General features: G+C 53.6%; 13 protein-coding genes. 8 read left to right on the top strand and 5 right to left on the bottom strand.

Features of this window, described 5'->3' with window-relative positions:
• Positions 1 to 717 (bottom strand): ArdC-like ssDNA-binding domain-containing protein (locus ABJ076_RS08925; protein WP_348188262.1); only part of this gene is annotated, 717 nt, incomplete at its 3' end.
• A gap of 1,412 nt (positions 718 to 2,129) precedes the next feature.
• Between ABJ076_RS08925 and ABJ076_RS08920 the strand changes: the two genes are divergently transcribed.
• Positions 2,130 to 2,933 (top strand): helix-turn-helix transcriptional regulator, encoded by an 804-nt coding sequence (locus ABJ076_RS08920; protein WP_348188259.1) that lies wholly within the window; start codon positions 2,130 to 2,132, stop codon positions 2,931 to 2,933.
• On the opposite strand, the gene ABJ076_RS08915 is transcribed toward ABJ076_RS08920, so the two are convergent.
• On the bottom strand, positions 2,826 to 3,533 hold the full coding sequence (locus ABJ076_RS08915) for a hypothetical protein (protein ID WP_348188257.1): 708 nt from the start codon (positions 3,531 to 3,533) through the stop codon (positions 2,826 to 2,828). The two genes, ABJ076_RS08920 and ABJ076_RS08915, sit on opposite strands and share 108 nt — an antisense overlap.
• A gap of 377 nt (positions 3,534 to 3,910) precedes the next feature.
• Between ABJ076_RS08915 and ABJ076_RS08910 the strand changes: the two genes are divergently transcribed.
• Complete coding sequence (locus ABJ076_RS08910) at positions 3,911 to 4,591, top strand: ParA family protein (RefSeq protein ID WP_348188255.1); 681 nt, start codon at positions 3,911 to 3,913, stop codon at positions 4,589 to 4,591.
• 558 nt (positions 4,592 to 5,149) lie between these two features.
• Here ABJ076_RS08910 and ABJ076_RS08905 read toward each other — a convergent pair.
• The 3 genes from ABJ076_RS08905 to ABJ076_RS08895 all read right to left on the bottom strand — a co-directional run bounded on the left by ABJ076_RS08905 (position 5,150) and on the right by ABJ076_RS08895 (position 9,211).
• Positions 5,150 to 5,956 (bottom strand): DUF3800 domain-containing protein, encoded by an 807-nt coding sequence (locus ABJ076_RS08905; RefSeq protein ID WP_348188253.1) that lies wholly within the window; start codon positions 5,954 to 5,956, stop codon positions 5,150 to 5,152.
• A 587-nt stretch (positions 5,957 to 6,543) separates the two neighbouring features.
• Entirely contained in the window at positions 6,544 to 7,434 is an 891-nt protein-coding gene (locus ABJ076_RS08900; RefSeq protein ID WP_348188250.1) for a replication initiator protein A, read from the bottom strand.
• Between the two features lie 1,450 nt (positions 7,435 to 8,884).
• Positions 8,885 to 9,211 (bottom strand): hypothetical protein, encoded by a 327-nt coding sequence (locus ABJ076_RS08895; protein WP_348188249.1) that lies wholly within the window; start codon positions 9,209 to 9,211, stop codon positions 8,885 to 8,887.
• Positions 9,212 to 9,386: 175 nt separating this feature from the next.
• On the opposite strand from ABJ076_RS08895, the gene ABJ076_RS08890 reads away from it, so the two are divergent.
• The 6 genes from ABJ076_RS08890 to ABJ076_RS08865 all read left to right on the top strand — a co-directional run bounded on the left by ABJ076_RS08890 (position 9,387) and on the right by ABJ076_RS08865 (position 14,777).
• Entirely contained in the window at positions 9,387 to 9,749 is a 363-nt protein-coding gene (locus ABJ076_RS08890; protein ID WP_348188246.1) for a hypothetical protein, read from the top strand.
• Positions 9,742 to 10,470 carry a conjugal transfer protein TraL gene (locus tag ABJ076_RS08885; protein ID WP_348188245.1) on the top strand — a complete coding sequence of 243 codons (729 nt, stop codon included), beginning with the start codon at positions 9,742 to 9,744 and terminating at the stop codon, positions 10,468 to 10,470. Before ABJ076_RS08890 ends, ABJ076_RS08885 begins: the two co-directional genes overlap by 8 nt.
• A complete protein-coding gene (locus tag ABJ076_RS08880; protein WP_348188242.1) occupies positions 10,467 to 10,910 on the top strand; it encodes a hypothetical protein in 444 nt (147 codons plus the stop codon). The genes ABJ076_RS08885 and ABJ076_RS08880 overlap by 4 nt, the downstream gene beginning before the upstream one ends.
• Before the next feature lie 11 nt (positions 10,911 to 10,921).
• Positions 10,922 to 11,227: a TrbC/VirB2 family protein gene (locus tag ABJ076_RS08875; RefSeq protein WP_348188240.1), complete on the top strand. Its 306-nt coding sequence runs from the start codon at positions 10,922 to 10,924 to the stop codon at positions 11,225 to 11,227.
• 395 nt (positions 11,228 to 11,622) lie between these two features.
• Positions 11,623 to 13,914: a type IV secretion system protein VirB4 gene (locus ABJ076_RS08870; protein ID WP_348208839.1), complete on the top strand. Its 2,292-nt coding sequence runs from the start codon at positions 11,623 to 11,625 to the stop codon at positions 13,912 to 13,914.
• Positions 13,896 to 14,777: a hypothetical protein gene (locus ABJ076_RS08865; RefSeq protein WP_348188234.1), complete on the top strand. Its 882-nt coding sequence runs from the start codon at positions 13,896 to 13,898 to the stop codon at positions 14,775 to 14,777. Before ABJ076_RS08870 ends, ABJ076_RS08865 begins: the two co-directional genes overlap by 19 nt.
• Positions 14,778 to 14,781 lie beyond the last annotated feature (4 nt).

Genomic DNA, 14,781 nt, shown 5'->3' with positions numbered 1-14,781 from the left:
TGCAACAAGCTCCTCAATGGCGTAAGCCTCATCGCCCCATTTTTTGCGGCCGAAGTCACGGTCAATCCGTCCCGGTCCTTTCGTCCAGTGGATATGCTCGTGCGCAAGGGTGCCGTAATATTTTTCGGGGTCGGCGAAGGTCTCGAACGGGGGCATGCGGATATAATCGGCAGCCCCGCCGTAAGCGTAGAAAGCCTTGTTTCCGCCGTGCCGAATATCGGAGCCGGTTGCTGCGAAGTATCGTTCCGCGCCGTCGCTCCTCTCCGCGCTCGGCTTGGTTGGTTCAGCCTTGGGAAAATATTCATCTGATAGACCTTCGATCTGGTCCGCGTTGAAAACGGCGTAGGCTTTCATGAAGCGGCGTTGCCGTGCTTCTTCATTCTCGCCCTCGTCCGGCTCCTCGTCGTTTTTGACGGTCATGGTGCCAGCATAGAAAACGGTCGTGCCCTTCTCTCCCTTGCGGACCTGAGCGCCAAGCTCTGTTGCCTGCCGGTAGGTCATCCAGTAAGGCGACGTGTAGCCGCTCGCCTGCGCTTCCATCCAAAGGGCTATGACGTTCACGCCCTTGTAGGCTTCGCCGTTTGATCGAAGGGGTTTTTCGGGAATGGCTCCGGCGTCCCACGGTTTTTTCCAAGGGCGGACGCCTGTTTCCAGCGCGGCGATGATTTTGTCGGTCACTGCCTGCATGTGGTCTGTTTTTATCGTCGCCTTGCGCATGTTTTGGTCCCTCTTCTTTGGTGCAGGGTTGCTGTTCACAACTGCAACCCTGCATCTCCGGCGAGGAGCGAGAGAGGGGTGAAAGGCCGACGTGCCGGGAGGGGAATCACCCACCCTCTTGGGCGCCGCATAGCGGCGGGTTGGCAGGGCGTAGCCCGAAACCTGGGGATACCCGGCAGGACGCGAGGGGACCGAGTTTAGCCTTTGTGGGGAGAGAGCAGCGCTCTCTTCACGCCGAGAGCGTCAGCTGGAGAATGGTTCTTGCGATAGGGATCGTTACCCGAGTGGACGGAGCCACGCTGCGCGTGTCTCCGTGGAGCGACCGAAGGAAGCGGAGTAGAGCCTGGCCCCAACGGGGATCGCCGCCCCCCTGCCCCATTTCTCAAATCTGACTATTGTTCATCTTCAAAAGCGTTTTTGATCTGTTGATGTTCCCACCTACTCGGAACTGAGTATAAAACGGCCCCTGCTCCGCTGGGTGGATGGTCTTTACCGATTGGCGTCAGCCGTAATGACGGGTCCACGCGATAGAACTCTCGGCATTTGGGACAGTTGGTTATTTCGGCATTTGTGCCGCTAAACACCGACCGGTGACCGCAAACGCACTCAAGCGTGCCGTAGATGGTGGTTCTGTTTTGATCCAGCGTCATCACGAGCGTTGACCCTGTATCCAATCGGGATTTTGCACTCACTTGTTTGGCGAGGCTTTCATCGCAGAGAGACACAACAACCGCCGCCAGGATCTCTGCATCATTTGCCGCGTCCGCAGGGTCTCGCGAGAGAGCGGTGCGCAATGCATCGCGGAGCCATTGAGACGTTGACGGGTCAGCTATCAGGTCTTCGGCTTTGGCGGAAGTTGGTGCGTTCGTTGTCCTCAATTGTACAGCCCTGCCCGGCTTTTCAGTTTGGGGAATTAACTTGATGAGGCGCGGGCTATAGAGCTTGCATGCGCTCTGCGGGCGCGCGCCCGGACGGCGCTTCTCGGGCGAATAGAGCGTCCCGGACGAGTTTATCAAGATGGGTCGAGCGGTCCCCCTCTTCTCTCACGATAAATGTTCTCCATTCTTTCAGAAGAGTGGAAAATCTCCGGTCGGTTGCGACAGCTTCCGTATTGTCGATAGAAATCTCTGTCAAACCTAGTTCATCGGACAATGATCTAATTACAAACTCTATTGTTTCTTTCTCTTTATCGGACAAAATACTATTAGTTATGTATAGATGATTACCCGGCCAACACCACGTGATGATATAGGCATCGTACTTGATGGCATTTAACTTAAGGACACTCGATGTCATTATTAGCCCTTACGATTTATTTACTACGAAATTCTAGAGAATCTGGATTTATCCGATGTAACTTAGGATATATACATTGAAGACATACCAAGTTGCGACAGGCAAGGGGAAAGTATTTGGGAATTGAGGCATATATTTGCGACCTCCTAGAGGACGCCTGGAAACAAGGCTTTTCAAAATCGGGGCTCGCGCGGGCGGCGGGCGTAGACGTTTCGAGTTTCGCGGCGGTTGAGGCGGGGAAACGGCCAGATATTGGCCGGGGCGGTTTCAATGCGACCCTGGAGACGGTCCGCGCATTGGAAAAAGTGCTTGGAAAAGAGGATGACGCTAAAGCGTTGCTGCCCTTTGAATGGCGGGGTGCGATTCTTGGTAGAGACGAGAGCGAAGGCGTTCAACATTCAAAACGTGTGCTGCTTGATGGGTCGATCGTTCCCCTCTTCGCGGCCGAGCTGACAGCCATTGAAAGATATTGCGTGGGGCTACGAAGACAACATCGTGGGCTTTACACAGAAAATTTGAACTGGGATGTCCTGAATTATCTGGGTCCCAATGTCCGGGTGCATATTGCATCGGCACCAGAAAATGAAGCCGATGCGATCTGGCTCCACTGGGATTCATGTGCGGAGTTTCTGGGCGGAGAAGATATTGCCGGTAAGCCTGTGTCGTATGCTGGTGACGATCAGTTCGCGGAAGAAATCCATCAAGACATAAGAATAGCGCGCGAAGCGGGGATTCCCTTGTTTCACGCAATTTATAGGCAAGGCGTGATAAATGATCGAGACGGCCCGTTAACGCGGTTCTATTTTCGGCTATTACAACGCCTTCAGCGCCGCGACGGCGGTTTTGAAATTCTTTGGGCTACAGTCCGCAAGAATCATGAGGCGGCCCGCTATTTCTTTCCGAACCTGGTCAGCGGATGACCACACGAGGTTAAGGGCTTCATCATGCCCGTGTTTCTTTATGAAAATTGACCCGAGTGGATTCGCGTTACTGTATCCAGACATCGAACGGAAGCGACCGCTTGTCAGCATGTCGTCCCTCGCCTCCCCGGCCTGATAATCAACTCCGGCATGATCGAGGCAGATCATGGCGATTAAGGTCATAAACCACGCTATACGATTCCCCTGCTGCAAGCTGTTTAGACCGCCGCGATATCCGATCAGGCCTTTAAGCGCCAGGATTCCGGCGAGTTCAGTGTGCCAGGTTGGATCATCGGTCGTGTGATCGCAGTAGAACGGTAAAAATTGCTCGATGTCATGCACGAGATCTTCGGTTTCGAAGGACCGCCAGGCCATGCAGCAGATCAACTTGTCTTCGTGGTTGAACAGTGCTCCGTAGGTGCCCGGATTGTCCGGTTCATAAGCGGGGCGAAAGCCTGGATACACATGGCGACCATATCCGGCTAACCGTGCTGCGAACCGGTGCATATCGTTATGTATTTCTAGATAGATTCCGCCCGTCTCCAAAATATCGAGTACGGGCCTGAGTTTTTGGAATAGTTCCGGATCTAATGTGTGCATTTTGCGTTTTGTTCGGGCCTATCATTTTAGGAAGCGCGTTCTTATGCCCCCTCCCCTCCTCTGTTTGGGCGCTAATTAGTCCCATGTATTGCAGGGGTTTTTCTGCGGCGTAAAGGGTAACGGCGGGCTCGTTTGCTGTTTGCGGTGAGAGTGTTTTAATCGTCGCGGCATTACATGACTATCTCCACAGATATCAGATATCCGATCAATAAACGATATCATCTAGATATCGGATAATGATAAGGTATCGCCTATCGAAAAGATATCGACTATATGATAGATATCTGATACGCAGTTGGTACTAGATATCTAACGGATATCACCTATCTATCCACTACATTAAGCATAGCGGATAGCGCACCTGAGAGGACGAGCGAATGCCGACAGTCTGTTTTGCGAATTCAAAGGGTGGAGCGGGCAAGTCCACGACGACGCTGATCATTGGACAGGTTCTTGCCGAAGCGGGAAAAAAAGTAGCCATCCTGGATGCAGATCCGAACCAGCCATTGGCAAGTTGGGCGGAGAGAACCGGGGAGAGTATCCCTGACGAGCTAAAGATCATCGCCGGAGTCACGGAAAAGAACCTCCTCGATATACAGGAGGTCGAAGCCGAGGAGAGCGATTTCGTTCTGATCGATTTGGAGGGCACTGCTTCTATCGCAGTGAGCTATTCGATCAGTGTATCTGATTTTGTTGTGATCCCATGTGGAGGGACGCAACTCGATGTTGATCAAGCGGCGCGGGTCATCGCTTTGATCAGAGATAGTGAACGCACGTCAAGACGCACAATCCCTTATGCGCTGATGTTTACGCGAGTGAATCCGGCCATTGTGCCAAGAGATCTTCGTCACATCGTTAATGAACTAAGCAAGGCGAAGATTCCTACTTTTAAGGAAGCGGTGACGCAGCGATCTGTCTATTCAACGATTTTTCAGACCGGCGGCACAATCTACCAGCTTACGAAAGATGATGCGTCGGGGATCGACAAGGCCATAACGAATGCAGAGGCCGTCGCCCAGGAACTCATCAACAAATTGGTGGAGGTCACAAATGCCTAAACAACGAGCGAGTCTCGATTTCGGGAGTATGAGCTTTGAGAAACCTAAGTCAGAAACCTCAGCGGCCGCGCCGAAGCCAACCGGAGAGAAGTCAGCGACTGACTTACCTCGCGCTACTCGACCGAAGGTGGCTAAACCGGAGACCGGGAAGGGCAGGGGGGCCGCAATCGCGTCCCAGAGGGCTGCAATTGAGAGTGGGTTTGTGCCGCGAGCCGGAGAGCCAGTCGATGGGCGCACGCTGCGTTCAAAAGGAGTGCGCGTTCAATTAAACATGAAGGTGCCGCCAGAATTCCGCGACAGTTATCAAATTGCCGCTGCGGAAAAGGGAATGACCAATGGCGAATATTTGGAATGGTTATTTCTCAACCAACCACGCTAGCGTCCAGACCCGCGCAGAGCCAGAAGGCGACGGCGAGGCTTAGTGCTGAGAGGAAGTTCTTGCGAGCTAGTCGTAACGGGTGGCGTTGCGAGGAAATTCCGCAGAAGGGGGGGTGGAGGAGACTTCGGCTCCGACCAGAGGGAAGGCTTTCCCAACTCTGCCGAATGCGTTGGCTATACTTAATCAGCGGCGAGGCTGCGGATAATCGCCTCTGTCCCTAGATCTGTCATAGTGGCTCGAGTCCCGCTGCGGATCCCGCTCCTAGTGGAGACCCTATTGAGGCGGCTTTCAAAATATGTCCTGAAAGGTGCCCAATCGGAATATTGCTCAGGCTGGATCCAAACTGCGCCGATGCGAGCGACGATCGCAGCAATCCAGTCTGCGGCCTGGACCGTTTGATAGCGCTCGCTTTCGACCTGGAAAGGTGGTTCTACGAGTCGCCGCCGAGGATCCTCCGAACTGAACATCGCTTGAGCAGCCGCGGTCACGAGGTTTTCTCGTTCCGTGTGCTCGTCGAGAACCATGAGCAATGATGAGCCGGAAGCGCAATCCTCGTGACAATACTGATCGAGGCGCTTTATGGCCTCGCGAAGTTGGTAGATATAGAGTTTCTTCGGGTCGTGATCTGCAATCGTGGCGGTTTTCTCGATGCCGACATAGAAAACGTGGCCGCGCGAACTTTGAATTTTATTGAAAAGCCGGTTCGTGAAACGGCGCAGTTCGGGATACTTCTGGACGTTCTTAAGTGTGTATAAGGCGGAACCTTTTTTTTCCCACGTGGCAGGATGAGCACCGGATCTATTAATTTCAAATCCTAGAAGCTCCTGCTTGCGTTGGAAGAACCAAGTGCTGAATGCGCGGACTTCGGAGATGGGCAGTACGATGCCGGCAAGGCCAAAAACGGGGCTGGTATTGTGACGCGTATCTGATCTCGAGACGAACGGGCCAATGTGACCGAATTCGTCGAGATAGACAATATGGGTCATATGCAAAATCCAGGAACACGAAGACCCGCGCAGAAGCGCGGGCCTCGGAAAGCGCGCATTGACCGAAGCCCCTGCAGCGCCAAGCAAATATAGGAGCCAACGCAAAAGCAGTCAATTGGTAGTTTTAACTGAATCGCTGGATTCGCCTAGATGGGATAAAAATCCTAGGGGCCATTCGGCAGCGCAATCACGCTCTTCCTATATTGATAGCCCGTCCATAAGAGCCCGATGATGAAAAGTTGGGTGCTTTAGGCTAAGCACGAAAAGAGCGTGTATCGGAATCTGGTCTCAGTCTTTCAGACTTTGGCAGAGAAATTATCCACAGGCGGATATCAAAGGATCGGCAAAAAAAGGCTGTTAGATCGTTAGATTCTAAAGTTAGAGAGTTACGCTTTTATAGGCCGTTGATCTTATTAGCCTTATTCCGCCTTTTTGTGAGTGATGTTCTGAATACTCGTGATCGATGTTCCGAAGATAGTGTGATCGATATACCGAGGATATGTGAGTGATGTTCCGTGCCAAAATGTGAGTGATGTTCCGAATTTCTGTGATCGATGTTCCGAATAAAATGTGAGTGATGTTCCGTGTCACTCTAGGACGGTAATCCCTTCCTTCGGACGGAAGCTGATGATCATATTTTCATTTTTTTGATACCGGCGCGTGACCTCGTGCGTATCGGTCGGCGGTCCAGGTTTACGCTTAGGATCGAATGAGGCGGAAATCGAGTAGGAGGGCAGGGGGTCTGCCTCAATAATTTTGAGAATGTTGACCTTAAAAAAACGTAGCTCCGTCTGAGAACCGCATTTTTTCCAAAGATTTATCAGAGAGATGTCCCAGCGAGGCTGATGCCCGCAATGTTTCCTTGCCAGCTCATATAGCCGCCGTTCGACACCGCCCTTGAGCGAAAAATAGCGCGAGTCAATCGTTAGTACGGTCCTGTCTTTGGTCAGTGCACGGAAAATCCACTCGTTCAGTGTGACTTCTATCGCGGCCATGCGGTCTTTGCCGTTCGGTGTTTTCCGTTCAACAACACGAGCCGATTCAATCCACGAAAAAAACCGCTTCTCTTCCTTCTCGCCGGTTTTGATCGTGGTTCTGATGGCTGTTGACTGGAGGCGGTCGAGAGCGTCCTGAAGAAGCTGATAAGATCGTTTGCCTTCTCCGCGTCGCGCCAGGCGTAGAAAGTCGTATGCATGAAACTGAATGGTCCGCGCGGGGGTAAGTCCTCGCTCGATCTGCTCATTTATCAGTGATGAGCAATATATCATCACGTCTTTGTCCCAGATCGTCGCTATGCCTTTGTGACCTGGCCGGACCTCGACATGAATCCCGCGCTTTGGATCGTCATAAATCATGGGGTCCATCCTCGCGCGCTTCGCCAGCGCGAAATGAGGAAATTCCATGATGTCCCGCTGATCCTTTATCGGCGCATCGATAATCGAGCTGAGGAACAGATCTACTTGATCGTTTGAAGCCATGGCGAATTGTGAGTGATGTTCCGAATTTTGTCATCAAGTGTGAGCGATGTTCCGAATTCCTGCGGCTTAAAACGTGTGTGATGTTCCGAATCTAAGTGTGAGTGATGTTCCGACTCGTAATTCCTGCCGGGCCAGCTAGCGCGGGCACACCAAAACGATCACCGCTCAATCCGCTTTCTCGGCTTGTTGGCAAGCGAATGGTCGGTTGTGCTTGGTAATGACGTTGAGGGGAGGGGCCAGGGTTCGGCGTAGCCGTTAGATCCGTGGCCTGTCGTTGATCTTAGGCGATCCGTCTGTGCCGTGGTTCCACGGCTATAATAAATAATATTGGTGTTTATAACGGGATCATTCTTTTGGACCCTATCTCTAAAAGAAGAAGAACTCTCACGATTGGCCGTTTTGCATCCGGTTGAATCGGCCGTCTCTATGGACGCAACCAAGAGCCGCACATCAACTATTGTCCAAGTGTTTGGGCCGTTCTTCGCTCCGTTGATGCGATTTTCGGCGCGGGTAATGTACCCAGCCCGAGCGAGGCGGGCGACGGCAAGATGGGCCGTCGAGCGAGCGACACGGGCCATGTTCGCTATCGGTGCCATATACATGGTCCAGCTCTCCCGGCCCCGGCTCAGAAGGATAAGGGCTAACAGGATTCTCCTGTCGGCCGGCGAGAAATGCGCTTCTTCAAGGACAGGGGAGGGGATCACGGAGACGGCAAAGGAGTCAGTTTCGCGAAGCTCGCGGTCGTCCCATCGGCTTTCACGGCCAGGACGGCGGCGCTGGCAAGAATAGACATATGCGCGGAGAGGGGAGGAGCGGCGGCGCCTGAAGCCTCGGCGTAAGGATGAGTCGGACAGCCCTGGTAAGTTCGCTTGACGATGCCTCTCCGGGAGCGCAGCGGCGTCCGTCCATGACTTCCACTGGTCTAATGTGGGCTCCTTATCAGCAGTCTGCTGCATAAACGCCATGCGTCTATTTGCGAAATGGGTAGCCATACTCATTCACGTCTCTCCTGTAAGCAGGAGGCGTGTAAAACCAGGACGCAGGAAAGGGTGGCGAACCAGCGCTTTCTTGCTTGACACTCTGAGGGGAAACATGAAAACTACGACTGCGACATCGTTATTAGTTTTCACGGGCCGTCCCTTTTGGGGACGGCTTTGTGTTTTAGACTTCCTGGATTACACGCTCCTCAAGTGGTTGGAAAATCAGCTTCAATAAACCGAGGCTGAACACAACATATTACCACGCAGCCAGCAGACACAACAAACCAGCTACCCCAACCAATTGGAAACTATCGGTTTTCGTTGAGGCGGCGGAACGAAAAAGAAGTCCACCATCAGGAATCGGCATTTCAGCGTCTCCGGCTGCGTTGGCACCAAAATAAATAATATATACATATTGCTTATCGTGTGAAGTCAGATTATTGATGATGGAGAAAGCGCAGGCCGGGGACTTATTCGGCTGGTGGTTGAATCAAGTGCAAAACGGCCGTGGCTACGACCCGGCCAATTGCAATCTGAGTGTCGTCTGCAATCTTCCGGAGCGAATCATGATCCTCGGGCAAAAGGTAAACATTGATCGCACGATAGCCGTTTCCAATCGGGGTCAACGCGTACTGAATTGGTTCGTTTTGCTCATGCGAGGAAAGAAACGCCTCGCAGGCACGGTCGTAATATTCCTGCTTCTTAAGCCCGTGCGCAGAAACATAAGCCTCAACAGCTTCCCAATCATCGGTTCGAAACCGAACAAGATTAGCAATGCGGCCCTGTTTATTAGGCACTCGCGGACTTCCCGTAGTGTTCGGAACTCTTGCACTCATTGCGAAACGTGACCTCAGCGCGAACCCGTTGGTTTCAAACGGAGATGTTTAGCACAAGAGGCTCAGCGAGACAGGAAAAATAGAGAACCCGTCTTAGAGCGACGAAAGCGGAGAAAACTTTGAGCAGGTCAAAGAAATGAGTGAACGAAGAAAAATGGGTTGGGGGCAAGCGGGTGTCGAGTTCCAAGCCCTCGCACCAGACATCTTACGGGAGCTGCGAAAGGGGCGCCCCGTCGTTGAAATCTACGAAGAATTGCAAGCGGCCAAGCGCGTGACAATGAAGATTCAAACCTTCTACAAGCGCTGCGCCGCGTTGACGACAGAGCCACCATCAGTTTCGCCATCCGACCGAATCCCGTCTGTATCCCCGTCGCGCGGGGAGGGCGCCAAGATCATTCGTGCCGCCGCGCCGCGCGGCGTGAAGGACCTGCGGGCGACCGGAGAAGACTTGCTGGCAGCGGTAGACGAAGAAAATCCCAACGGAGAGTACGATGGCTAAAGTCTACATGACCCTGCAGGGGAAAGGTGGGGTAGGCAAGTCGCTAGTCTCGTCCTTCGTCGCCCAGTATTTCCTGGAGCAAGGGGTGCAACCCCGATGCGTCGATACTGACCCGGTGAATCAGACCTTTGGTGCTTACAAAGCGTTCAATCCGACGTTGCTAAAGCTCGGCGATAACGCGGATGAAATAGATCAACGCGCCTTCGATGGGTTGATTGAAGCGATTATGGAAGCCCCCGACGATGCGGTGTTCGTCGTGGACAACGGTGCCGCGACCTTCCTGCCCCTGATCAACTATCTCGCCGGCAGTGAAGCGGTATCGGTTCTGACTGAGGCGGGCCATTCGGTAGTGCCAATTTCCATTCTGACGGGTGGTCAATCGCTCCGTGACACAGCGGAGGGGCTAAGCAAACTCGCGGCGATGGTGCCGGATGTGCCGCTCCTAGTGGTCCTAAATGAATATTTTGGACCTGTACAAAAAGACGGGGTGGAGGTGACGGATACGAAGCTTTTTAAAAGCTTAGGCCGCCGTATTCAAAGCGTGATTGTCCTGCCGTCAGTCACCGCGTCAACCTACGGGAGAGACCTAGAAAATGTCTTGTCTCGTCACCTTACGTTCGCGGAGTGCGCCGTAGCTGAAGACCTATCAGTCATGGAGCGGCATCGTCTGGGGATCTATTGGGGAAAGATCCGCGCCGCGCTGACGGAAGCAAACCTGTGATAGGTGAGGGCGCGCAGAGTCAAACGCCGAGCTTACCGACACATAAAAGCGTCGATGAGCTTCGGCAATTGCTTTTGGAGCGGCATGACGCGGCTGTAGACCGAGAAGATCCGGTTCTTCTGCTGTACACGATCATGCGCGTTTGTTTGGACGAACAGAGCGAGTTCAAGGACACGTTCTTGAACATGATCGCGGAAGCGTTCGAGGACGGGTCCAACAAAATATCCGAGCATCTTATCGCGTCGTTACCACAATTGAGCGATGCAATCAGCATTAAAACCAGCGCCGCAAACATCGCCGCTGTTGAGCATACGAGCGTCATTATGGACCGGACGCTTTCAGGGCACCAACGCTTATTACGCTGGGTGGTCCTTCTTATTGTCGTGTGCGTCCTGAGCACTGCAACAAGTCTTTATGTCCTTTTTTCCATACTGTCATGAGGAGCGGAGTAATGAGCAAGTGTTGTGGTGTCAGTGCAGTCCGTCTGGCGCTGATTTTCGGAGCGATATTGATTGCGACACCCGCAATGGCGCAGGACGCGAGCTGGGTGGAACCGATCACAGATTTCTTGGATGTGTTGACGTCTGGACTCGGTCGGCTCGGAGCTGCGGTACTTGGGATCGGGATTGTCGCTATCGGGCTCTGGGCGGCGTGGACCGGGCGAATGGATTGGGGGCGTTTTGGGTTCGCGCTGATTGGCGGAATCCTTGTGATGGTCGGCCCCGAGCTAGTCAATTCCTTGTTCGGGGGTGTTTAGGGCATGAGGACTTCCAGCGCTATTCTTCTTCATACGCAACGTCCACCAATGATGTTCGGCTTGCCGCCTGTACTCGCCCTGCTTTCGGCGGCCGGGGTAGGACTCAGTTTCGCGGTATGTGTCCTAGCCGGGGCGCTTCCTGTGAGTTTGATTATTGGTTCCGCAGTCGGGTTGAGCCTTTGGGTCTGGTTCTGGCGGCGTGTGCGAGAAGACATTCACTTTGATCGTATTCTGTTGAAAACGCCCAGATTCTGGCGTGGGAAGCGGGATAGAACATTGGTGGCAGGGCGGGGCCTGCACTGATGGGGTGGGGCACCGTCTTTTCGACGCTCGCGGTAGCTGGTCTCGTTGGAACAGTGGCGGTGCCGGCGCTGCGCCGCCGTGCCTTCGGCGATGTGAACGCGGATTGGCTTGCCGATGAGCTGGAACTTGATCGGATCGACCCGACGAGCGCAACAATCCATAACAAGAATGGTGCGCTAACAAGAGTCTTCCGGCTTGAGGGTACAAGTTACGATGCAAAGCTGGACCAGGAGCAGAAGGCGTTGCATGTAGCGCGGACCAGCGCGCTGATCGAGCTATCGAAGAAGGGCAACCTGGCCCTTAGATTCTTCGCGATAAAGCGTCGGCGACCGTTAACAGTCGTTGGGGAATGGCCGAACGATGGACTGGGCGAAATCGCTGATGGAGAAAAAAAGCGATATATAGCCAGTCACCGGGTTGATTGGTTTCTGATGGTCTCTGGCCGCTCGATGCAGGTGCTCGAAGAGGCGGAGTTGGCGATCACAAATCAATTGGCGGCATTTCGTCCGTCATTGGTGCAGGGATCGGCAAACATTGACGAGCCGTGCGCGCTGACCGGATTCCTCAACGGCCTTGTGTGTGGCGAGTATTTTGATGAGCTTCCAGCCCGATCAGCATCGCTTTCGGGAAGTCTACCGGCTGCAGACCTACGTTTCTATAAGTCTGGTCTGCTAATCACGGAAGGCAGTGCAAAGGCCGTTCATAAAATGATTGCGGTCCGAGAGTGGCCGGAGGCCGTCTCTGGACTGTTAGTAGCCGACCTTTTGGCAATAGAAGGCGATCTGGAAGTATGCCAGATCGTAGAGCCTTGGGAACGTGACCGCGCGGCGTTCACGTTCAAGCGGCAACAGCGCCAAGAGAAGTCCAACATCTTCTTCCCCAATCGCGCTCTCGCGGATGAAACAGAATATGTACTGAACCGGCTCACGGAAGGGGGTTTCGCTCTTTACGCGTCGCAGTTTCACATTGTTGCGACAGCCCCAGACGAAGTGCAACTTGATGCGCTTCTGACAAAGGTCCGGGAAGTACTAGGCGATCGACGGGTAATCGCGTCTGTCGAGACAGAAGGAGCCCCCGCGTGTTGGTTCGCCCGGTTGCCGGACGAAGTTAAGACTGGTGTCGCGGGACCAGGTGCTAGTTTGCTCCGTCCCCTTACAGTGACTGACAACGCGGTAGCGGCTTTGTGGCCGTTTATATTCTCTCCAACCGGTCTAGCTGAAAGCCCATTCGGCCCTGCGCCAGTGCGCCTTTTTCAAACGCGAATAGGGCAGGCGTATAATTTCCAGTTTCACATCGCAAACAAGGAAAAGGCATCCGGCCACTTCCTTGTTTTCGCCCCCACTGGTGGCGGCAAGACCACGTTAATGCTCCATCTTCTTTCAGGTCTCGCCAAGTTTGAAGGCGTCCGGTCGTACCTTCTCGATTCCAAAGACGGCGCGCGTTTCATGGTCGAGGCCATGGGCGGGGTCTATCAGTCCTACGAAAAACTGGCGATGAACCCGCTCGATGTCGGGGAGGATACGCTAGGCAATCGAAACCGAGTGCTTACGGCCCTAAAACTGCTCGCCGGCGAGGCCGCATACGAGGATGGTGCCGAAGATATTTTGCGCCATGCAGTGGATCTGGTTTTCCTAGCAGAGCCGCCGCACCGCACACTGAACGCAATCTTTGAGCACGCCTTTCCACGCAACACAAAGCTTCGTCGGCGTATGGGCCTCTGGGTTGTTGATGGGAAGGGTAATAGAGGCTCGCACGGGCACGTCTTTAATGCCGGTCACGATAGCTTAGGCGGGATGCTCGACCATTTCATGGTTGGGATCAATATGAATGAGGCCCTGGATGACCCCCAGCTAGGCCCGCCCGTTGTGTCGCATATCGCAAGCGCTGTGAGTCGGCCAGCACCGGGACAAAAGGGTTTTGCACTCTTCATTGACGAGGCGGCAAAGCTGCTCGGGAACAGAGCATTTGAAGATTTCGCGGCCGAAATGTACCGCGAATATCGAAAGCTCGGCGGCGTTGTCGGGCTCGCATTCCAAGATCCGACAGCTTTGTCTGAGTGCCGAAACAGCAAAGCCATAATTGATAACACGGCGACGATGATCTTTCTGCCAAACGCTAACGCTCGTCCGGCGAGTTTTGAGGCGTTTGGGCTGAATGATGAGCAACTGGCGTTCGTTACAGGCCAAGCCATCAGACCCGGCCGCCGCGAGGCTCTGATCATCAAACGCGATTCAACAACTGGATACGAGGAAACAGCAATCCTCGACATCGACCTGGGATACCTCGGGGACGCGCTGCGATTCTATGGAAGCGGGCCGGACAAGAACCGGCAGGTAGACGAACTCAAAGAACAATGGGGGGACCAATGGCAGCGTCATCTTTAAAGAGACAGGCTTTGGTGCATACCCTGCGGCGCATACTTCCCCGCGCCGCAATTGTCCTGGGACTCATGGTGATGGTTCCAACGGCAGCATATGCAGCTCTGGCGGTAGTCGATCCCGCAGCTATCACAAAGCTCGCCGAACAATACAAGACAATGAAAGAGCAGTTGGAAGCAGCGGTAGAACAAATCGGATTGCTGGAAGACCTAAACGCAGTCACCGATGAAATCAACGAGGTCCAAAAAGAAATAAACGGTGTCACGAAGGAAATTAACGACGTTTCGAATGACACTTTCGACGCAATAGGCGGGGCGGGGTCGATTACTGTTCCTACCATCAACCTCGAAAAACTTGTCGGTAATTTGAACAGCGATGTCATCTGCATGCTGAATCGGCTCGATGTTGAATACCCAACTCTCGGTTTTGAGAACCTGAATTTTGGCAGTATTTGCGCCGGGCGCAGCGCTTACAAGAAGGCGCTATTCGTCCAACCCGATCAGGAACGGCCGAGGACATGGGCGGCAAGATCAGACGAGTTGAAAAAGGTGCATCAGCGCCGACGCGCTGTGGCGAAAGAGGCTGCGGTCTCCGGGCTTTCTATGGCGAAACTGAACACCACGGATGTTCCAGAGACGAACGGCCGCGCCGTGCAGGAGTTGCAGTCAAGCGTTAGTGCCGCAACAACACAAAACCAGCGTCTGGCGGTAATCGCTCAAGGAATCGTACTGCTTGCGCAGCTACAAGTTCAAACAAATCAAATGCAGGCGAAACTTCTTGAGATTGAGGCCGCATCACTGATGGGAACAGCTGTGCCGCCTGCACCCGATGACATTGAAGAGGGCCTGGAAACAGGAGACGGCCAATGATCTC

It is taken from the genome of Nisaea sp. (assembly GCF_039990255.1).
Classification (GTDB): Bacteria; Pseudomonadota; Alphaproteobacteria; order Thalassobaculales; family Thalassobaculaceae; genus Nisaea.
The sequence above is the reverse complement of the archived record's forward strand: the minus strand, read 5'-3'. Positions and strand labels throughout refer to the sequence as shown.

Bases quoted from the DNA above. Each gene is read 5' to 3' on its own strand.
- ABJ076_RS08865 (WP_348188234.1), top strand. From the start codon at position 13,896: ATGGCAGCGTCATCTTTAAAGAGACAGGCTTTGGTGCATACCCTGCGG.
- ABJ076_RS08915 (WP_348188257.1), bottom strand. From the start codon at position 3,533: ATGCACACATTAGATCCGGAACTATTCCAAAAACTCAGGCCCGTACTC.
- ABJ076_RS08905 (WP_348188253.1), bottom strand. From the start codon at position 5,956: ATGACCCATATTGTCTATCTCGACGAATTCGGTCACATTGGCCCGTTC.
- ABJ076_RS08890 (WP_348188246.1), top strand. From the start codon at position 9,387: ATGAGTGAACGAAGAAAAATGGGTTGGGGGCAAGCGGGTGTCGAGTTC.
- ABJ076_RS08900 (WP_348188250.1), bottom strand. From the start codon at position 7,434: ATGGCTTCAAACGATCAAGTAGATCTGTTCCTCAGCTCGATTATCGAT.
- ABJ076_RS08885 (WP_348188245.1), top strand. From the start codon at position 9,742: ATGGCTAAAGTCTACATGACCCTGCAGGGGAAAGGTGGGGTAGGCAAG.
- ABJ076_RS08910 (WP_348188255.1), top strand. From the start codon at position 3,911: ATGCCGACAGTCTGTTTTGCGAATTCAAAGGGTGGAGCGGGCAAGTCC.
- ABJ076_RS08875 (WP_348188240.1), top strand. From the start codon at position 10,922: ATGAGCAAGTGTTGTGGTGTCAGTGCAGTCCGTCTGGCGCTGATTTTC.